At 62.6% G+C, this 19,432-nt stretch carries 23 protein-coding genes; 4 read left to right on the top strand and 19 right to left on the bottom strand.

All coding sequences use genetic code 11. The features are described 5' to 3' along the window. Positions 1–17 precede the first annotated feature (17 nt). From tsaD to glmS, 8 genes are all read right to left on the bottom strand, one after another. Entirely contained in the window at positions 18–1,070 is a 1,053-nt protein-coding gene (gene tsaD, locus QKE52_RS06395) for a tRNA (adenosine(37)-N6)-threonylcarbamoyltransferase complex transferase subunit TsaD (protein WP_046648420.1), read from the bottom strand. Beyond that, complete coding sequence (gene rimI, locus QKE52_RS06400; protein WP_293776321.1) at positions 1,064–1,549, bottom strand: ribosomal protein S18-alanine N-acetyltransferase; 486 nt, start codon at positions 1,547–1,549, stop codon at positions 1,064–1,066. Before rimI ends, tsaD begins: the two co-directional genes overlap by 7 nt. Continuing rightward, the gene (gene tsaB / locus QKE52_RS06405; protein WP_293776323.1) at positions 1,546–2,238 is read right to left on the bottom strand and encodes a tRNA (adenosine(37)-N6)-threonylcarbamoyltransferase complex dimerization subunit type 1 TsaB; all 693 of its coding nucleotides are present in this window, start codon (positions 2,236–2,238) and stop codon (positions 1,546–1,548) included. Before tsaB ends, rimI begins: the two co-directional genes overlap by 4 nt. Further along, positions 2,238–2,783, bottom strand: coding sequence for a hypothetical protein (locus tag QKE52_RS06410; RefSeq protein WP_046648423.1), 546 nt, complete (start codon positions 2,781–2,783; stop codon positions 2,238–2,240). Before QKE52_RS06410 ends, tsaB begins: the two co-directional genes overlap by 1 nt. 98 nt (positions 2,784–2,881) lie before the next feature. Continuing rightward, a complete protein-coding gene (locus QKE52_RS06415; RefSeq protein WP_070511356.1) occupies positions 2,882–4,474 on the bottom strand; it encodes an aspartate:alanine exchanger family transporter in 1,593 nt (530 codons plus the stop codon). A 1-nt stretch (position 4,475) separates the two neighbouring features. After that, positions 4,476–4,940, bottom strand: a complete 465-nt coding sequence (gene tsaE / locus QKE52_RS06420; protein WP_070754639.1) for a tRNA (adenosine(37)-N6)-threonylcarbamoyltransferase complex ATPase subunit type 1 TsaE — start codon at positions 4,938–4,940, stop codon at positions 4,476–4,478. Continuing rightward, positions 4,930–6,030: an alanine racemase gene (alr, locus tag QKE52_RS06425; RefSeq protein WP_175973961.1), complete on the bottom strand. Its 1,101-nt coding sequence runs from the start codon at positions 6,028–6,030 to the stop codon at positions 4,930–4,932. The genes tsaE and alr overlap by 11 nt, the downstream gene beginning before the upstream one ends. Before the next feature lie 31 nt (positions 6,031–6,061). After that, positions 6,062–7,933 carry a glutamine--fructose-6-phosphate transaminase (isomerizing) gene (glmS, locus tag QKE52_RS06430; protein ID WP_070511354.1) on the bottom strand — a complete coding sequence of 624 codons (1,872 nt, stop codon included), beginning with the start codon at positions 7,931–7,933 and terminating at the stop codon, positions 6,062–6,064. 121 nt (positions 7,934–8,054) lie between these two features. Here glmS and QKE52_RS06435 point away from each other — a divergent pair, with 121 nt between their 5' ends. Beyond that, positions 8,055–8,888, top strand: a complete 834-nt coding sequence (locus QKE52_RS06435) for a dienelactone hydrolase family protein (RefSeq protein WP_293777355.1) — start codon at positions 8,055–8,057, stop codon at positions 8,886–8,888. 55 nt (positions 8,889–8,943) lie between these two features. Here the strand turns inward: QKE52_RS06435 and QKE52_RS06440 are convergent, their stop codons facing one another. The 5 genes from QKE52_RS06440 to glmM all read right to left on the bottom strand — a co-directional run bounded on the left by QKE52_RS06440 (position 8,944) and on the right by glmM (position 13,091). Next, positions 8,944–9,168, bottom strand: a complete 225-nt coding sequence (locus QKE52_RS06440; RefSeq protein ID WP_049157023.1) for a hypothetical protein — start codon at positions 9,166–9,168, stop codon at positions 8,944–8,946. Between the two features lie 98 nt (positions 9,169–9,266). Further along, a complete protein-coding gene (locus QKE52_RS06445; RefSeq protein ID WP_071407382.1) occupies positions 9,267–9,539 on the bottom strand; it encodes a hypothetical protein in 273 nt (90 codons plus the stop codon). Next, the gene (locus QKE52_RS06450; protein WP_293777358.1) at positions 9,539–11,296 is read right to left on the bottom strand and encodes a zinc metalloprotease; all 1,758 of its coding nucleotides are present in this window, start codon (positions 11,294–11,296) and stop codon (positions 9,539–9,541) included. The genes QKE52_RS06445 and QKE52_RS06450 overlap by 1 nt, the downstream gene beginning before the upstream one ends. Next, positions 11,296–11,607, bottom strand: coding sequence for a hypothetical protein (locus QKE52_RS06455; protein WP_053089098.1), 312 nt, complete (start codon positions 11,605–11,607; stop codon positions 11,296–11,298). Before QKE52_RS06455 ends, QKE52_RS06450 begins: the two co-directional genes overlap by 1 nt. Before the next feature lie 140 nt (positions 11,608–11,747). Beyond that, complete coding sequence (gene glmM, locus QKE52_RS06460; protein WP_046648432.1) at positions 11,748–13,091, bottom strand: phosphoglucosamine mutase; 1,344 nt, start codon at positions 13,089–13,091, stop codon at positions 11,748–11,750. A gap of 154 nt (positions 13,092–13,245) precedes the next feature. Here glmM and QKE52_RS06465 point away from each other — a divergent pair, with 154 nt between their 5' ends. Genes QKE52_RS06465 through QKE52_RS06475 form a run of 3 tightly spaced genes read left to right on the top strand, consistent with a single transcriptional unit; the run spans position 13,246 to position 15,022 of the window. Further along, entirely contained in the window at positions 13,246–13,794 is a 549-nt protein-coding gene (locus tag QKE52_RS06465; protein WP_347948418.1) for a hypothetical protein, read from the top strand. Continuing rightward, the gene (locus tag QKE52_RS06470; RefSeq protein WP_046648434.1) at positions 13,791–14,345 is read left to right on the top strand and encodes a hypothetical protein; all 555 of its coding nucleotides are present in this window, start codon (positions 13,791–13,793) and stop codon (positions 14,343–14,345) included. Before QKE52_RS06465 ends, QKE52_RS06470 begins: the two co-directional genes overlap by 4 nt. Beyond that, entirely contained in the window at positions 14,342–15,022 is a 681-nt protein-coding gene (locus QKE52_RS06475) for a hypothetical protein (RefSeq protein ID WP_293777364.1), read from the top strand. Before QKE52_RS06470 ends, QKE52_RS06475 begins: the two co-directional genes overlap by 4 nt. Here the strand turns inward: QKE52_RS06475 and QKE52_RS06480 are convergent. From QKE52_RS06480 to QKE52_RS06505, 6 genes are all read right to left on the bottom strand, one after another. Beyond that, complete coding sequence (locus QKE52_RS06480) at positions 15,019–15,687, bottom strand: hypothetical protein (RefSeq protein ID WP_293777366.1); 669 nt, start codon at positions 15,685–15,687, stop codon at positions 15,019–15,021. The two genes, QKE52_RS06475 and QKE52_RS06480, sit on opposite strands and share 4 nt — an antisense overlap. A 9-nt stretch (positions 15,688–15,696) precedes the next feature. Then, complete coding sequence (locus QKE52_RS06485; RefSeq protein ID WP_070545921.1) at positions 15,697–17,115, bottom strand: hypothetical protein; 1,419 nt, start codon at positions 17,113–17,115, stop codon at positions 15,697–15,699. A gap of 108 nt (positions 17,116–17,223) precedes the next feature. Continuing rightward, positions 17,224–17,760 (bottom strand): 30S ribosomal protein S9, encoded by a 537-nt coding sequence (gene rpsI, locus QKE52_RS06490; protein WP_046648438.1) that lies wholly within the window; start codon positions 17,758–17,760, stop codon positions 17,224–17,226. After that, entirely contained in the window at positions 17,760–18,203 is a 444-nt protein-coding gene (rplM, locus tag QKE52_RS06495) for a 50S ribosomal protein L13 (RefSeq protein WP_010189505.1), read from the bottom strand. Before rplM ends, rpsI begins: the two co-directional genes overlap by 1 nt. Positions 18,204–18,640: 437 nt before the next feature. After that, a complete protein-coding gene (locus QKE52_RS06500; RefSeq protein ID WP_046648439.1) occupies positions 18,641–18,928 on the bottom strand; it encodes a WXG100 family type VII secretion target in 288 nt (95 codons plus the stop codon). A 71-nt stretch (positions 18,929–18,999) separates the two neighbouring features. Beyond that, on the bottom strand, positions 19,000–19,317 hold the full coding sequence (locus QKE52_RS06505; RefSeq protein WP_046648440.1) for a WXG100 family type VII secretion target: 318 nt from the start codon (positions 19,315–19,317) through the stop codon (positions 19,000–19,002). Positions 19,318–19,432: the final 115 nt, after the last annotated feature.

Here is a 19,432-nt window from a genome sequence, read left to right on the forward strand (position 1 = left end):
CGGGGGTTGCGCATCCGCTAGCGCGCAGCAGCCACGAGCGGCACTTCCACCTCAAGCTGTGTATCGGTCCCGCATGCCAGGCCGGAGGGTTCGGCGCCTTCGTGGATGAGTTGGGCGGCCACTGCCGCGATCATCACGCCATTATCGGTGCACAGCTTGAAGCGCGGCACACGCAGCTCGATGCCCGCGGATTCGCAGCGCTTCGCTGCCAGCGCGCGCAGACGCGAATTCGCCGCCACGCCGCCGCCGAGCAGCAGTACCTTGGCGCCTGTGTCCTGGCAGGCGCGCACGGCCTTGGCGGTCAGCACATCGGCCACCGCCTCCTGGAAGGAAGCGCACAGGTCCTCAACCTGGACCGTGGTGCCCTCGCGCTCGGCCTTTTCCACGTGGCGTGCTACCGCCGTCTTGAGTCCCGAGAAGGAGAAATTGTGGCGGTTGGGCCCGCGCAGGTCCTCGGCCTTGGACAAACCTCGCGGCAGGTCGATGGTGGGCTTTCCTTGGGCGGCCAGCTTATCGATGACCGGCCCTCCCGGATACCCCAACCCCAGGAGGCGGGAGACTTTGTCGTAGGCTTCGCCGGCGGCGTCGTCAAGCGTGGTGCCCAGTTCCTTCATGGGTTTGCCCACGGCCTCGACCTCAAGCAGCTGGGTGTGACCGCCAGAGACGAGCAGGGCCACCGAGTGCGGCAGCTCCTCGCCCTCCAGGTTGGCCACCGCGACGTGCCCGCCGAGGTGGTTGACGCCGTAGAAGGGCACGCCCCACGCGGAGGCGAAGGCTTTGGCTGCCGACGCCCCGACGAGGAGTGCGCCGGCGAGGCCCGGCCCCACGGTGGCGGCCACCGCATCGGGCTTCTCGATGCCCGCCTCCTCCAACGCCGCCTTCATCACCTGCGGCATGGCTTCGAGGTGGGCGCGGGAGGCGATCTCCGGAACCACGCCGCCGAAGCGCGCGTGCTGTTCCATGGAGGAGGCGACGACGTCGGCGCGGATCTCCATGTGTCCGTTCTCAGACAGCTCGATGATGCCCACGCCGGTTTCGTCGCAGGAGGACTCGATGCCGAGGATTAACATCTCTCACTCTTTCGTGGTCGGTACATGGTGTGGGCGTCCGCGCCGGAGGGCTGATAGTAGTTGCGGCGCAGGCCGTTGATGACAAAATCATAGGCCTCGTAGAGGCGAATGGCCGGATCGTTGCCCACACGCACTTCGAGGAAGATGGGCGCGTCGTGACTATCGGCGAGTTCGACGATAGCGTCCATCATCAGCCGTGCGATGCCGCGGCGCTGGGCGGCGGGGTCGACGCCGATGGTGTGGATTTCGTACTCCGGCCAGGCGGCAGGCCCCATCCGCCCCACGCCGGCGTAACCGAGAACTTCCGCGCGGTTGGCGTTGTGGTCGTCGCTTGCGTCAACCGCCCAGTAGGTGGTGTGGCCCGCCGCTATTTCCTGCTCGAAGGCACGCGCCGGCCATGGGTGTTCGCCGGGGAAGAGTACCTTTTCCAGCTCAGCACAGCGCGGCGCGTCCGCGGGGGTCAGTGGGCGCAGCCTCATGATTCGGGAGTGTCCTCGATGCCGCCGACGAGCGCGGCCGAGCGCGGCTTGGTCTGTGGCTCCACGGCATCGGGACGGCGAAGGTAGAGCGGGACGAGTGGCGCGGGTTCAGCGGACAGGTCAGCGCAGGCCACCAAACCCGCGGCGCGCGGTGTGGCCCACTCGCGGGGAAGGTCAGCGATACCATCCGGCAAACGCGGGGCGATGGACTCTGGGAACACGAGGCGCGCGGTCTCCGGACTCGAAAGTCCGGCGGCGCTCAGATCGAGGGTTTCCGGCTTCGATACGTTCGGGCCACTCCGGCGCTCCCCTTCGTCATAGGTGGCCCAGTAGACCTCTTTGCGGCGAGCGTCGATGGCCACCAGCCACTCCCCCATTCGACCATGCGCGATGGCATCCAAGGTGCACACGCCGTGTACCGGCACGTGGAGGGCCACGCCCAACGCGGAGGCGGTGGCCATGCCCACGCGCAGGCCGGTAAACGGTCCGGGCCCCGTGCCCACGACGATGGCGGAGAGATCTGGGTAGGTCAGGGAGGCGTCGGCAAGCAGCTCCTCGATGGTAGGGATGAGCTGCTCATTGTGGGCGCGCGTACCGCTGATGACGCGGTCGATGCTGTCGCCAGTGTCGGTGTCAACGATGCCCGTGACCAGATCCGTGGTGGCGGTATCGAGTGCGAGGACCTTCATTAGCCCACGAACTGCCAGGCAGGAGCGTCCTCATTGTCAGCACCCTGCTGCAACATCTGGTCATCACCGCGCAGGAACTGCAGCGGCTCGCCCGGCTGGATGCCGCGCAGCGGCGGAGCGTCCTGGCCCTGGGCCTTGGCCATCTCCACCTGCTCGAGGACGCCGGAGCAGAGGTCCACCTGGGAGCGGTTCAGCTTCTCCACCTGGTACTCCTGATTGACGCTGACGGTGACAAAGTAGTTCTCATCCTCCGCCACCTTGCCGTCGACGAAGTCGATACCGGCGACATCCACGCCGCCTTCCCCAAGCTGCTGCTCCGTAGCACCCGGGCAGACGACGAGACCGGCAATCCAATCCTGGCCGTAGACGTCGGGGACCAAGAGCGCGGAGAAGCTCAGGTTCTTCGGGTACGTGTCCAAGGTTTCACCCAACGTCGAGGAAGGCTCCTCCGGCGAACGGGTCATGGACAGCGCGATGAGCAAGCCAAGGACGATGGCAAAGCCGCCGATGACGACGGTCGTGATGAATTGGCCGATTTTATTCATGGGGATGTGCTCCTAATATTAGGGAGTTCAGTACGGGGATATCCTACGTGACCGCCCTGCAGCGACCCTGACCGGCCCTTCCGGTGCCGAGAAAAGGATCAGACGATCAACAGGGCAAGGACCTGACACATGAGGATCTTGCCGATCATCGCCGTGGGGTACACGGTGGCATAGCCGCGCTCTGCCAGCTGGGTGCCGGTCTGGGGGTTGAGGTAGGCCATGATCGCCGGGTTCGTGGTCATGCCTGCGGCGATGCCCATCGACTCATCAAACTTCAGGCGCAGCACCAGCATGGATACCGCGACGATGCCGATGGCGGAGACCAGCGACAGCACAATACCCACGCCCATATACTTCAGGGAGGTCGGATCCGACAAGGCGTCGCGGAACTGGCCGCCAGCCGACGTTCCCACGCCCGCCAGGAACAAGGTCAAGCCCAGCGTGGAGATAGTCTGCTTGGCGTGGAAAGGAAGCTGCCAGTTAATCGGGCCCGAGCGCCCCAGCGCGCCCAGGATGAGGCCGACGACGATGGGGCCGCCACCGAAGCCGAAGGACAGCGTCGTGCCGCCTGGCAGCGGAATCGGGATAGCACCGAAGAGCAGACCAATGAAGAGGCCGAGGGCAAAGGGGAAGAGATCGACGTTGCCGAGTTTGGCTTCGGAGTCGCCGAGGAAACGGCGGACGTCGTCAAGCCTGCCCGGCGCGGTGATGACGCGCACACGGTCCGAGTAGTGCAGGACGGTTTCCTCGTTCGGCACGACGTCGGAGTCACCGCGGCGCACGCGCGCGATGAGGAAGCCTTCCTTGACAGTGTCCAAGTCCTTGAGCTGATAGCCCGCAACACGTGGGCTGGACACGGTCAGGCGGCGGTAGACCAGGCCATCTTCCTCGTGGAGGTTGAGGTGGATCTCCTCACCCAGCTGGGAAATCGCACTATCGAGCGCTGGTGCCGTGCCGTTGAGCAAGAGCTCCATGCCGGCGCGCAGTGGCAGCTCCGGGTAGGCCAGGTTGTGGTTGTGGGGATTGTTGACGTGGCGGGTAGCGATGACGCGCTCGCCAGTCACCTCCTGCAGCTCCCCTACCGTTGCGTCAAAGTCGCGGGTCAGGCGCACCGCCCGCCACTCCAGCGGCTCCGCAATCATGCCCTCGGCGCGGGCGTCCTCAACGTGATTCACGCGCAGCGCCTTCGCGCCGATGGCCGCCACCAGGATGGTTCCGATAATGCAGCCAGGGTAGGCCAAGGAATAGCCCACCACCGGGGTGCTATCGCCGCCCAGGGCCTCGACGACCGCGGCCATACCGGGCGTCGAGCTCAGCGAACCTGCCAGCGTGCCCACGCTGATCGCGGGGTCCAGATCAAAGAGGCGCATCGCTAGGGTTGCCAGCCCCGCGAGCAGGAAGAAGAAGACGATGACCACCATGGACATCTTCCAACCGCGCCGGCGGAAATCTTCGAAGAAGCTGCGGCCAAAATTCAGGCCGATAACGTAGACGAAGATGGCCAGGCCAAACTGATAAACAAAGGCGGGGACCACGATGTCCGGGTTCGCCGCGGACAAGCCCAAGGCCACGAACATCGCCGCGGCGGCGCCGAGCGAAATGCCGAAGACATTGATCTTGCCCACGGCCAGTCCCACCGCCATGATCAGAAAGAGCGTCAGCAGGGGCTGTTCGGCAAGAAAAGCCAGCACGTTAGTTCACCCATTTCCATGTAAAGACGCGGACGTCATCGTCCGAGTCGCGGTTGATTGTGATGGCGAGGTACGCATCGGACAGGCGCTCCATGAAGCCCCCACCCCACTCGGCAACGACCACGGCGTCCTCGATTTCGGTGTCCAAGTCTAGACTGTCCAGCTCCCCCAACGGATCATCCGAATGATCGAGCAAGCGGTAGGCATCCACGTGCACCAACGTCGGCCCGCCCACGCGGGAAGGGTGCTCGCGCGCGATGACGAAGGTCGGCGACGTCACCCGTCCCTTCACCTGCATCCCGCGGGCAATGCCCTGCGTAAAGGTGGTTTTCCCGGCACCTAAGGGGCCGTCGAGGATCACCAAGTCCCCTGCTTCCAGCGCCGCGCCTAGCTCTTCGCCAAAGGCCTGGGCATCCTCCGGGGTAGCAGCCACACGGCGCCCTTCGTGCGGAAAATCACTGCGCATCGTTAGCTCCTTCACAATAGGTGCGCGTGGTGCGCCCGGTGGGGCGGCACACCACTTCATAGTTGATGGTGCCAGCGGCCGCGGCCAATTCTGTAGCGCTCATACCGCCGCGCCCAAAGATAACGGCAGTGTCCCCGGCGCGCACGCCATGAGGGTTCGCGCCGAGGTCGACGACGATCTGGTCCATGCAGACCCGCCCCACCTGCTGGTACAACTCGCCACCAATGCCTACCTGCAGCGCCCCCTGAAAGGCGCGCGGCAGCCCGTCGGCATAACCCACGCTGACGGTGGCGAGCTCGCGGTCACTATCCGCGGTCCAGGTCAGGCCATAGCATGTGGACTCCCCCGCCGAAATCGGCTTCACAGCAACAACGGAAGCCTCCCACGTCATGGCTGGTTCCAGCCCATGGTCGAGCCCGGCCACCGGTTCAAGCCCGTACAGGGCCACACCGGCGCGCACTTGTTCAAAACGTGCTGAGGGGCGAGTCAATGCCGCCGGCGAATTGGCCAGGTGGTTCAGCGGGCACTCCAGCCCCACCTCGCGTGCAAGCGCTAGGGCCTGGCGGAATTCCGCCTCCTGATGATCATTGTGCGGGTGCTCCGGCTCGTCCGCACAGGCAAAGTGGGACATGAGGCCTAGGACGGTGATGTGGGGGGCGTCGGCAAGCAGGCGGAAGGTCTCCTGCCACGCATGCTTGTCGACGCCCGACCGGTGCATCCCCGTTTCCACCATCACGAAGGCTTCGGTGGGCGCTTCGGCAGCCTCGATGAGGGCTCGTGCGTGCATCAAAGATGGGATGCCGATCTGAATACCAGCGGCAAGGGCTGGGGCGAGGTCCTCCGTTGGCTCCCACAGCCACGCGGCGATGGGAAGGTCCTCGATGACGCCTCGCAACTCCACGGCCTCGACGAGCGTGGCCACCCCGAAGGCGTCTGCCCCCGCCTTCGCCATGACCGGTGCGCAGCGCTGCGCACCGTGCCCGTACGCGTCCGCCTTGACCACGCACATGAGGCGGGCCGGGGCCACCGCCTCCTTCACGCGAGCAACATTGTGGGCAATAGCGTTGAGGTCAACGGTGGTTTTTAACATACCCACCATTGTGCCACTTGAGGGCTCAGCGCTATTCGACGGTCACCGACTTCGCCAGGTTGCGCGGCTGGTCTACGTCATAGCCCTTGGCGGTGGCTACACCGCAGGCGAAAATCTGCAGCGGAACGGTAGCCAACAGCGGCTGCATCAGAGTCGGTGCCTGCGGGATGCGGATGATGTGGTTGGCGTAGGCCTCGACCGCCTCGTCGCCCTCTTCCGCGATGACGATGGTGATAGCGCCGCGGGCGCGAATCTCCTGGATGTTGGAGACGACCTTGGCGTGCAGGGAATCGCGACCGCGCGGGGAAGGCACGATGACAAAGACCGGCTGGCCCTCCTCGATAAGCGCGATCGGGCCGTGCTTGAGCTCGCCGGCAGCGAAGCCCTCCGCGTGCAGGTAGGCGATCTCCTTGAGCTTGAGCGCGCCCTCCAGCGCGACGGGGAAACCGACGTGGCGGCCGAGGAAAAGCACCGACTTAGCGTTCTCCATGGCAGTGGCCAGATCGTAGACCTGTTTTTCGTTGTCGATGACTGCCTGGACCTTATCCGGCATCGCACGCAGATCATCCAGGACGGAGTTGACCTCATCGGAGAACATGTTGCCGCGCAGGCGCGCCAGGTAGAGGCCAAGTAGGTAGGTCGCGGTGATCTGCGCCAGGAAGGCCTTGGTGGAGGCCACGGCGATCTCCGGGCCGGCGTGGGTGTAGAGGGCGGCGTCGGACTCGCGCGGAATGGAGGAACCCTGGGTGTTGCAAATAGCAATCACCTTGGCGCCCTGCTGGCGGGCGTGGCGCACTGCCATGAGGGTATCCATGGTCTCGCCCGACTGTGACAGGGCCACGACCAGGGTCTTCTCGTTGACAATGGGATCGCGGTAGCGGAACTCGTGGGCCAGCTCCACCTCACACGGGATGCGGCACCAGTGCTCGATGGCGTAGCGCGCGACGTGGCCGGCATAAGCGGCGGTGCCGCAGGCGATGACGATGATCTTGTCGATGGACTTGAGCACCGACTCCTCAATGCGGATCTCATCGAGGACCAGGTTGCCGGTCTCGTCGAGGCGGCCGAGCAGCGTATCGCGCACTGCTGCTGGCTGGTCGTGGATTTCCTTCTCCATGAAGGAGTTGAAGCCGCCCTTTTCGGCAGCGGCGGCATCCCACTTGATCTCGAAAGGCTTGCCCTGGGCGGGGTTGCCGTCGTAGTCGGTGATCTCGATGTCATCCGCGGTGATGGTGACGACCTGGTCGTTGTCCATCTCCACGGCGGACTTGGTGTAGTCGATGAAGCCGGAGACATCCGAGCCGAGGAAGTTCTCCCCCTCACCCAAGCCGATGACCAGCGGCGAATCGCGGCGCGCAGCCACGATGCGATCGGCCTGCTCGGCATGAATAGCCAAGAGGGTGAACGCGCCTTCCAGGCGCTTGCCGGTCAGCTGCATAGCCTTGGTGAGGTCGCCGCCGGCCTCATTGTGGAACACATCTGCCAGAAGGGTGGCGGCTACCTCGGTGTCGGTCTCGGACACGAAGTTATGGCCCTTGGCCTCCAGCTCGCTCTTAAGCTCGGCGAAGTTCTCGATGATGCCGTTGTGCACGACGGCGAGCTTGCCGCCGTCCACGACGTGCGGGTGGGCGTTCAGATCGGTTGGACCACCGTGGGTTGCCCAGCGGGTGTGCCCAATGCCCAAGACGGAATCCTTCAGCGGGCGCGCAGCGATTTCAGCTTCCAGCGCAGCGACCTTTCCAGCCTTTTTGCGCCAGGAGATCTCCCCATCGGCGTACATTGCGACGCCTGCTGAGTCATAGCCGCGATACTCCAATCGGCGCAGGCCCTCCAGCACAACGTCGAGGGCAAAGTACTCACGACCATCGGTGTTATGGCCAATGTATCCAACGATTCCACACATGGAACGGAATTTTACAGCATGATTTATCGTGCCGAACCGCAAGGATCGTGCTTAAAACCTTCCCCCACCTATCTGGTACATGTCCACCTCTTTGTCTACGCTTTCCTCTATTCTGTAAAGCGTGTCTGCGAATTTGAAGAAGCATCTCGGTACGTTGTCCAAGCGCGGCCCGCACCGCGTCCTCGTTGGGGACCTGTCTTATGCAGGGCTAGAAGGCAAGGTCTACACCCCTGTTGAAGGCAAGGGCCTGCCCGCCGTGGCGTTTGCCCACGACTGGACGAAGAGCATCAAGGACTACCACGCCACCCTGCGCCACCTGGCCAGCTGGGGCATCGTGGTGGTTGCTCCCGATACGGAGACTGGTGTGTTTGCCAAGCACCGGAACCTGGCTGCTGACCTCGAATCGGCCCTGCAGATTGCCGCGGGCGTTAGGCTAGGCGCTGGCAAGATTTCGGTGTCCGCCTCCAAGCTGGGCGTTTTCGGCCACGGCATGGGCGGCGGCGTAGCCACCTTGGCTGCCGTGGATAACCCGAAGGTCCGCGCCGTCGCAGCCCTCTACCCCGCTGATACCTCACCATCCGCCGTTCAAGCTGCCCGCACCGTCAAAGCACGCGGCCTCGTTATCGGCGCGGGCCAGGATGACATCTTCCGCGCCGGCAACCCCGCAAAGCTGGCCAACGCGTGGGGCGGACCGGTGGCCTACCGGGAGATTGCCAAGGGCACGCAGTCCGGTTTCAGCGAGGATAAGTTCTTCAAGTTGGCACTTGGTTCCGGCTTCTTCCAGGGCTCCGCAGTCGAGACCGCCCGCGGCCTTGTGACCGGCTTCTTCCTTTCCACCCTGGCTGGCGAATCCAAGTATGACGGCTTTGCGGATGCCGACGCCTCCGCGAAGGGCGTTGAGAGCTTCACCGGCGAGGACTTAGCTCAACGCGCCGGCTTTGAGTACAGCAAATAAAGCTCCAACGAAATAGCGCTTCACAGCGCGGCTTTTCCTAACTATGGCAGGACGATCAGTTGTCGTCCTGCTTTAGTTGTTTTAACTTAGGGACTTCAAGAAAATACCAGGCAATAAGTGCAATGCCCGGCAGAAGCAACTGAGCGGCCGTCCACAGCTTTATATGGGACATTTCTCTGTCGAATTTAATCTCAATGCCAAGCACAACAAAAGCCACCAAGAGGTACAGCATGGGAAGAACGCCCCACAGGACGTCATGAAGCCAAGGCACTGTTGTCATGCGGCATTCTCCTCACCCTGGTTGATACGTGCAGTAGGCAGTCACCTCACGGTATCACCTGTGGCTGCGAGGAACCAGACTTGTTTCTCGCTGCTGATTCAGCTGCGCCTGAGCACCGACTGCACCTGACCGCGCGGCCGGCCCCGGCCCTGTCCCTGAGCTTGACTATGCGGCACGCCCCTAGACTCTGGGTTTCGCCCCGGCGTAGGTGCGTGCGGCGCATGTGTGTGCGCTTGGGCTTGGGCCGCGCGCTGAGCGGACTTCTCAAGCTCGTCCTGTGCCTTAGCCATCGCTTTCTCAAACTCCAGCAGCCGTGCGGCTGTGCGCTCACGGAATCCGCGTGCGAACTCATCGAAATCATTGTGCGGCATTACCACTGCCCTGCCTTTCGCGCCTGTACGGATGGGGAATCTGAGCTTTCTTCCGGTGCCGTTTCCGGTGTCATTTCTGGTGCGGCTCCCGCGCCGGGAGCCGGCCCAGACGCTGGCTCAGGGGGCGGTTCAGGGGCTGGTACCGGTGCAGGTTCCGGCACTGGTGCCGGTGCCGGCGCTTCCGCTGCCTGCATATGCGCCAGCTTCTCCGGTGGAGCTTCTGGCTCCGGAACGTTATTTAGCTCTGGCGGTGGTGGCGTGACTCCGTTGTCCGGGGCTGGTTCTGGTGCCGGCGGTGGACCTGGCTCCGGTTCCGGCTGCGGCTCTGGTTCTGGTTCGGGCTCAGGCGCAGGTTCCAGCTCAGGCTCCGGTAGGTTCTCAATGAAATCCACGGCGGCTTCAGCCAGCAGCCCAAGCCCCAGAATGGCAACTCCTACGCCTAGGATGCCCAGACTTCCGCAGCAGGATTCCTCCAGCTTACACTCACAGGATTCCGCGTTAGGACTCTCGCCGCTTTCTTCCTCACAGTCTTCAGCTACTACAGGCTCGTCAGGCTCCTCGACCTCTTCGACTTCCTGCACCGCCTCCTCTGGGCAGTCAGTCACCTCCGCTTGCACGGGTGCGGTGGGCACGTCAACCTCGCTGGGTGCCTCTATCCCGGCGTCGGCCGGCGTGGTGGTTCCCACGTCGCGCGGCTGCTCAGTGCAGGTACAAGACTGCTGCGACTCCTTCTCCGCGTGGCACCCGCACGGCTTGTGCTCTTCTTCTGTTGCGGTGGAATCGGGTGTGGGCTGCGCTTGCGCTGCGGGCTCAGTCGGCACGGTATGCGGCGTGTTCGGTTTCGCTGGCCGAGGCTTATCCTCAGCCGGCGGGCATTCTTCTTCCGAAACCCCTGCGGGCTGGGTTGGCGCAGGTTTTTCTGGCGGTGCCACCGGTTTGTCTGGTTCCGGCTCGACTGGTTGCTGCGGTGGAGCGGGCTGCGCTGTCGGCGCCGGTGGCGTTGGCTGGGCTTGCGCCGGTGCCGTTGGTTCTGCGGGGCTCACAGGTTTCGTCGGTTCACAGGGCTCAGGATCCGGTTGTGGGCACTCCTTCGGCTTCTCCTCGCAACCGCATTCAGGCTCAGGCGGGGTTTCCGGCAGCTCCCGCTCGCATACCTCGGTGCAGCGCTTTTCAAACTCGCCGTAGCAATTTTCAATGGCAGTGTCGCGGTCCCGACAGGTTTGCGAAATGGTGTCATTCGTCTGGTCGATTAGGTCACCGCCAATGCGCGAAATAACTGGGACGATGGCCTTGCCCAACGGGTGCCGCTGCAGCAACATGGTCAAGATATTCAGCAGCGGAATTACTGCAGAAATCAACTCCGCTACGGCAGATTCGGAAACACTGACCACGTCTTCGATGGCCTCGGAGCACTGCTGCGCGGACTCCACCAGATCATCGGCTTCGTCCCTTTCCTTCTCAAAGTCATCCTGCACGCCGCGCAGGTGATCCATGATCGCTCCCCCAGCCAGCGACAGCACCGTGCCAAGGAGGAAATCCCGCAGACCATTGCCGCCGCGCAGTGGACGTCGCGCGCCCATCGCCGACGCGGTATGCGTCACGAGCTCTCCTGGGTTGATCCCGTCGACGGAACCCACCATGTCCCCCAACAAATCAATCGGTGTGCTGGGACCGGAGTAGCCGCCAAGGCTCGCAGCCTGAAACTGGGAGACTACCTGTGAATAATCGCCCAAGAGCGACTTGATCATCGTGGACATCAGTTCGCCCCCGTTTCCTGGCTGCCGAATTGGCCAGCGAGGCCACGGTCGACGTCGCCAAACGCCCGCACCTGCTCACGCGCGGCGCCCGCGGTGGCCGATATGTTCTCCAAGCGCCACGCACCGCGCTCGTGTAGCCGACTCAACAACGCCTGAATCTGCGCCCCATGCCCGCTAAAATCCCGCCCCGCAGAAGACGGGGCAAAGCTCGGTCTGTCCCCGCGGTGTGCGTCACTTTGGGCGCGGGCTTGGTCCATGACGTCGTCGAGAAGCCGCGTGGCTTCCTCCTCATCAAAAAATACGTCGGGCATGTGCGCCCTCCTTCTTGTCCACAACAAACAGTGATTCCTGCTCTTATTGGACTGAGAAAGCCACCCGCCGGTTCCCCCACCGCGCAGAAAAAGAAGAAACCCCAGGCCAAAGGCCCAGGGTTGCGATTATGCGGGTAGAACTAGACAGCGGCAACGACGGCAGCAAGCTTGCCCGCTACCTTGCGTGCCTGCTCCTTTTCAGCTGCTTCCACCATGACGCGGAAGAGCTCCTCTGTGCCTGAGGGGCGCAGCAGGACGCGGCCCGTATCACCAAGCTCTGCCTCGGCGGCGGCAATAGCTTCCTTGACTTCGGGGGCATTGAGGATGACCGCCTTATCGGACACCGGCACGTTGATGAGCACCTGCGGCAATACCGTCATCACGGAGGCCAGCTCCTTAAGGGTCTTGCCGGACTTAGCCATGCGCGCCATGATGGACAGTCCCGTCAGTGTGCCATCGCCAGTGGTGCAATCATCCGGCAGCACGACGTGACCGGACTGCTCGCCGCCCAGGGAGAAATCACCGCGGTTGAGCTCCTCCAGCACGTAGCGATCCCCCACGGCGGTTTCCTTGACCTCAATGCCCTGCTCCTGCATCGCCAGCTTCAGCCCCAGGTTCGACATCACGGTGGCCACCAGGGTGTTGAAGCGGAGGTCGTTCTCTTCCTTCATGCCCACCGCGAGGATCGCCATGATCTGGTCACCGTCAACGACGTTGCCCTCAGCATCGACGGCTAGGCAACGGTCAGCGTCACCGTCGTGGGCCAGGCCCAGATCAGCGCCGTGCTCGACGACGGCCTCCTGAGTCTTCTCAATGTGGGTCGAACCGCAGTCCTCGTTGATGTTGAAGGCATTGGGCTTGTTGTGGATAGCAATGACCTCAGCGCCCGCTGCCTCATAGGCCTGCGGAGCAACCTTGGAGGCAGCACCGTTTGCGGTGTCGACGACAACCTTGATACCGCTCAGATCCGTGGTGACGACCTCTGCTAGGTGCTTGAGGTAGCGCTCCCGGCCGTCGGGGGCCTCCGAAATAATGCGACCAATCTTGGTCCCCGTGGGCCCACCGTCGGTGAGGTTGTCCATGGCAGCCTGGATGCGGTCTTCCACCTCATCCGGCAGCTTCTTGCCGCCCGCGGAAAAGAACTTGATGCCATTGTCCGGCATCGGGTTGTGGGAGGCGGAAATCATCACGCCGAGGTCCGCCCCAAAATCATCGGTGAGGAATGCGATGGCCGGGGTCGGCAGCACGCCGATGCGCACGACGTCGACGCCGCGTGAGGCCAAGCCCGAGGCAATCGCCGCATCCAACATCTCGCCCGACACACGCGGGTCGCGCCCAATAATCGCCAGCGGGCGGCGCTCGTAGGACTCCCGGTCCGAGGTCAGCACCTCCGCCGCTGCCTGCCCTAGGCGCAAAGCCAGAATGGGAGTGAGCTTCTTGTTCGCGAGGCCGCGAACTCCATCGGTTCCAAAAAGTCGAGTCATAGTTGTTTATTATGCCCGCTCCCCCTTGCCTGGCGCAGGTCGGCTCGTTCTTGTTGTGTAGACTTCTTCCCACCTTCTGCCCTGTGAGCAGGGCCGGTGGGGAGTTTCCCCAGTTAACGCGCGCGCTGGGCCGTCCTCTGCTTGAATAATCACCATGTCCTATGCGAAAGGCTTGACTCGCGTGAGGGAGTCGAAGGGAGTGAAACTCTTCAAAGCCCTCACCGATGGTGTGCTCACCAAGTTCAACATGGCGGTACTCGTTGTCGCAGCGCTATTTCTGGTGCTCGGAAATACCGAGCCCGCGGAAACGGAAGAACCTGCAGTCATCGCTCCGGGCGAAACGGTGGAGTTGCAGCAGGCCCAGGTGGTCGTCGATAAGCCCCGCGTCGAGGCCAGCCAAGTCCACGTCACCGCCACGTTCCTCAACACCCAAGACACCGCCTTCACGGACTACCAACAGATGTTTAGCCTTACCCGCAATGGTGAGCCTATCCCCTTTGAGCAGTTCTCCATCGCGCCTTCACTGGAGAACGGGGCGGTGACCAGGCCCAACCCCGGGGTTCCCTTCGCCGTCGACATCACCGTCGACGATGCCCCCGGAACAGCGCTTGTTCTCAACGATCTGACGGTGCGCAAATCCAGCCTGGACATGTCCTACCGCTGGTTTGACCCCACCCCCGTAGCAGAGATGGAGTTGGCATGACCCACCGCAAATCTTCCTCCCTGCCCCTGCTCAACCGCAAGAAGGTCCCCATGATCGCCGTGGCCGCAGCGATCACCTCCCTGGGCATCTTCATTAGTGACCAGATGCCCGATCCGCGCGAGGTGGAATTCTCCCACTTTGAGTACACCGACGAAATACCCGGGCACACCCGCATTAGCCAGGTAGACGTCCACACTCGCCCGCTGGCGTCTGGAGACTACGCGGAATTCACCGGTACTCTGCCCGAGGGCGAGGAGCTCAGTGAGCTGTATGAAGTAGCCGTCGATTTCACGCTGGAGCGCACTCACTCCTACCCCCTGAGCCTGAAATTAGAAGACTCCGAGGGCCGTGTTTTCCGCACGACCACACCGCAATGCGACGCCGAGGTCGTCTCCCTCCCCATGACATGTACCAGTCTCTTTGTACTCCCAGAGGATTCGCTGGGCCCCGCCACGCTGGCGCTAGAGGTGGAGAATCTCCTCGGCGACTTCCACCAACAACCGGTCCCCATGGGCAAGGAACTTCACACAGCCGTGGAGGTTAAAGCATGACGTCCCAAGACACAGCATCGAAGAAGGCCTCGAAGGCGTGGTGGTGGGCAGCAACTCTTCCGGCGCTCGCGATCATGGTGGCGGCCTCCTCCTCCGTCATGGTGCACGGATACCGACCGCTGTCGGTCCATTCGACCGTCGAGGCCACCAAGCAAGAGCCCGCCGAGTTCAGCTTTGATTATCAGCTAGACCAGGACACCGCCCAGCGCTCGGCGACGGTCACCCTGGCCGCCATCGACAGGGCAGACCCCTCCGAATTCGGCTCCCTTTATGCCGACAAGAACCTCATGGATCCCCCTGCGCTCCCCGGGGACACCGCACTCTACAAGGCCACCGTGGACTGGCATGCGGATCCGGAAAGCCCACTTGAAGGATGCGAGGTCGGGCTCCGTGACGGCCAAGGGATCGAGCAACCTGTCCGCCTCGTGTTGTCCCCGCAGGACGTGCCGACCGATATGCCCGCCGCCTTCCCCAACCTCTGTGAACCCGAAGGGGCTGCGGGGCCGATGGCCATCAATCCTTTCGAACTAGATGCCAATATCCTCCCCGAGCCCAGCGCGCGGCCGGCTGAATGGGAGATGACGTACTACTTCGTCACCAACGCCGATTTCGAGCCTTCCGAATTATTCGTCACCTGGGGCGCCCCTTATGAGGTGCGCCTGCGCACAGGCGCTTAGAAGCCTTCTGCGCGGACAACCGCCTCAACGTCCTCCGCGCCCGGATCGGTCTTGTTCCACGGCCACGACACCATTACCTTCTCTTCTGGGTAGTAGACGAAAATGTCGCCACCGCCGAATCCATCCTTGCCCCATTCGTTGACGAGGACTTCCGGGGCGGAACCATTCGCCTCGCGAACAGTACGGGTCGACGTCTGGAAGGCATCGTCCTGATAGTCGGGCAAGGCTCTGTACATCTCTTCGGCCTCCTCCCCAATGACAATGTCCCGCGGACTATGGAATGTCATGAGCCCCTCAGCGTCCTGCTCCTTGGTAAGCCACGGCTTGCAGGAATAGCCGTGGGCTCCTTCTAGCAGAGCATTCTCGGATTGCAGCGGTGCTTCGGTACACAGGGCGATCTTCTCAATGAAGGCCTCCGGCAAGACGTCCGCGGTCTCAGGGCGCAGGTTCACGATGTGGTCCTCCCGCAGGTCCGGACGCGCCAGCTCCTCGCTGGACCCGCGCCTGTTGATCTGCTCAACCGTAATCCCGCCAGCAATCAACACCACCGCGACAACCAGGGTGAGAATGTTCAGCTTGCGCGCGCTGATGTGGGTATCAGGATCGGTCGTGGCTTCTGCGCGATCCACGTCACCGGCTTGAGTGTGCTCAGTAGTCTGTGTCACCGATTCCACCTACTTCTCTCCCGCCTGGCTCGCTGGGACGGCAGATTCAGCGTCCGGCTCTTCGCCTTGGTTTTCGTCGGTGCTCTCATCTGCGTCCTCCGCCTCGGCGTACTCAGCGTTGAGGAAGCGGTCCAGCGCGGCTACCACCAGCGGGAGCGCAACGAGGAAGTACACGGCTCGGGCAAGGACCAGCACATAAGGCTCAAGCCCAATGGTGATGGTCCCCAGCGCCAGCGGTTTGATGATGGCACGCAGGGCATAGATTACGCCCAGCTCAGCGCCCGAAGCCAAGACGAAGACGAGGCAGAAGGTCAGCATGGGGACCGCACCGGCGACTGCCAGCGTCTTGAAATTGCGCCACGCATTACGGAAGGGGCCGACGAGTGGCTGCGCGGCGTTGTCCAGCATGTCTCGCGTCGTTCGGAAGGCTGCTTCCGAATAGCGACGCCCATAATCGGCCCACATCTTCTGCTCGGCATGCGGGGAGAGCTTTCCTCGTTCGGCGGGACCTTCGATGGGGGCATCGGCTACCGTCTGCAGGGGCGGTACCGCGTCCTCCTCGCCTGACGTGTCCGGCTCAGAACTGTCCTTCTCTCTGGTCAGGCTCGTGTTGTAGACCACCGCGCCGAGGGTCAGCCATGCGAAGGGCACGACGATAAAGTTGCCGATTTGCGCCGCGTTATTCCACAGCCACCCAATCACCGCACCAATGACCCAGGTGTGGGCGACGATCCAATCCTTCGCCGTGACAATAGAGTCCCACACGGGGCCAATGCCTTGCCGGCTAAGAATCCACACACGGACCTTCTCAAAATTGCTGGTGATACTTAGCGACGCCGTGGCCATCCACAGCACCTCCAGGTACGCCGCCGCAGTGGCCACGCCAAAGGCGCGCTCCCCCAACTGCAGCGCACCAATGAGTTTGCGCAGCACCACGATAGAAATGAGAAACCCTGCAAATAGCCATCCGGAGTTTATGAACGAGCGCCCGAAATCATAATCGAGAAAGCTAGTGGCCACCTCGATGGTCACGGAGTCGTAGACAAAGGTCCGCGCGTCATCCCGCAACAGGCCGTGGGAGGAATACACGGTAAGGAACGGGATGAGGAGGCCACCGACGGTCAGCAGCGTGGTCTTATCCAGTTTGCTAAAGCGGGTCTCGCCGCCAAAGAACTCCATGGACGGCTGCATGATCCAAAAGCACACGATGACGCCGGTCATCACAGAAAGCGGCGCAAAGGGGAAGATGAGCGTGGCGGCCAACGGCGAATACTCAGAAATAACCACCGCCAACCACAGCACCGCCGCGCGCACGGCCAGCGACAGGCAAATCACCGTGATCAGCTGCGGCAGGTACCGCCACAGCAGCTTTGCTGCGTCCAAGGGGACTGATAGTGCGTCCCGCGCGCTCTCAAGAATGACTTTCACGCCGCTTAGTATAAGGAGAATCACACCAGTGCGCTGCCCGAACGGGGAAAGCCGCCACCTCCCCCGAAAGGGAAGCAGCGGCTTTCGAAAATGCAGTATGCGCGAAGATTAACGCTTGGAGTACTGCGGGGCACGACGTGCCTTGTGCAGACCAGCCTTCTTGCGCTCCACGGCACGAGCATCACGGGTGAGCAGGCCAGCCTTCTTCAGGGCCTGGCGGTCAGCCGGGTTGTAGATGTTCAGTGCGCGGGCGATAGCCAGACGCAGGGCGCCGGCCTGGCCGGTCGGGCCACCACCGGTGACGGTGACCTTGAGGTCAAACTGGCCCTCGCGCTCGAGGATGGTCAGCGGCTGCAGGATGTCCTGCTGGTGCAGCTTGTTCGGGAAGTACTCGTCAAAGGCACGGCCGTTGACAGAGATGTTGCCGGAACCAGCGACGAGGCGGACACGAGCGATGGCGCGCTTACGGCGGCCAACGGTCTGAATCGGGCCCTCGTGGATAGCCGGGGCAGCGGTCTCAACCTCAGCCTCGGTGTCGGTTGCCAGGGAATCACCGATGGTGTTGGTGAACTCCTCGGTAGCGGCGGTTGCTGCAGCGATGTCGGCAGCGTCGGCTACATTGTTGTCGATGTTCTGCTCGGTCATTACTGTGCCACCTGCTTAAACTCAAAGGTTTCCGGCTTCTGGCCGGCGTACGGGTGCTCCTCGCCCACGAAAACGTGCAGCTTCTTGATGGAGGCGTTGGAAAGCTTGTTGTGCGGCATCATGCCCTTCACAGCTTCCTCGATAACGCGAACCGGGTTGGCGTCCAGGGACTGACCAAGGGTCATGGACTTCAGGCCGCCCGGGTAGCCGGAGTGGCGGTAGCGCATCTCGCGCTCGCGCTTGTTGGAAGAAATGTGGATCTTGTCCGCATTCAGGATGATGATGTGGTCGCCGCAATCAACGTTCGGTGCGTACTGGGGCTTGTGCTTACCGCGCAGCATGTCAGCCACGGTGGAAGCAAGCTTGCCCAGAACCACGTCGGTAGCGTCGATGACGTACCACTTGCGGGTGATGTCACCGCTCTTCGGGTGGAAAGTAGACAAAATGACTCCTTGAAAGTCTGTCTCGGAACTGCCGGCCAACGCTATGTAAGCCCCTACGCGGTACATACAGCGGCCGGTGGAGACCTGCAGCACGCGCGCACCCACGTAGACGCGGGTGCGGACACATAGGTGTTTCACTTTAGTATGAGGCTGTTTGAAAACCCAAAACGCCGATATCGCCCCTCACCAACGCCTCCATCCCCAGATACTTCGGGGTGGGGGTAGAGACAGAAACGTTGATGAGAAGCGATACCGGCGCCTTTCACTAGGTGGGCAGAAAGTGCTGACTGTGAGGTGGTGCGTCCAGCCCTTCCATTGACTGCACCCCCTCTCCTAGCCCTTCACGCCTTCCTCCACGCCACCCACCGCTCATGGTTGTGAATGGTGATGGAAGACTGCGCCCATACTCCTAGCGAAAGACCCGCAGTCGAGACGGTTTAGCCCCAGCTAGCGGCGGCGCGGCGGTTGACGTCACTCATATTGTCATTGCCCTGGGACACCGTGGTGGAGATGGTCGCTAGCACCGTGTTGAGCTCGGCGGCAGCTTTATCCCACTTGGCCTGCGCCGCGTTATATGCGGCGGCGCTTTCTCCCTCCCATGTCGATACCATCGGCTGCAGGGTGGCCTTAAGGTCACCGAGGAGCCCGTTGATGCGGCCGGAGGTGGAGTTGATGTCGGCGGCGGCACCAGCGATGGCGCCAAACTGATACTTAATTCCAGACATTGCGTGTTCCTTATCTTCTGTGTGCTCGTGTGTGGTTCAGTGCGTACGGCTATAGGAGGCTGCGGCTCTGTTTAAAGGGCCAGGCCCGCGCCGCCGACGTTGTCGAAGGACTGGGCGTTATCTGCCTCAACCGAATCAAAGTTTCGGGCATTGTCCCTGATGTTGTCGCTGATGGCGGTCAGTGCCTCACGCAGCTGCTGTGCGGAGGAGTTGTAGCGCTGCATCAGGTTGTCAAAGGAAACCTGCGCGCGGCCTGCCCAGCTGGCGCGGACGGAGTCCACAACTCCCTGCAGACGGGTGAGCTCACCCTGTACCTCGTCATTGGTGGAGTCGACGCGGCCGGCGGTGGCCACCATTACGTCGGCTTCTGTGCGGAACGTTTGAGTCATTGTTCTCTCCCTTTCTTTGTTCCCTACCTGGGGCATGCCCTTTTACTACGGGGCCTGATGTGTGTTTCTTTCCCCCCGAGAAGCACCCTGTGTCCTTCTCACCCTTATTGGACTG

The organism is Corynebacterium sp. c25Ua_47 (assembly GCF_039907205.1).
Lineage (GTDB): Bacteria > Actinomycetota > Actinomycetes > Mycobacteriales > Mycobacteriaceae > Corynebacterium > Corynebacterium hiratae.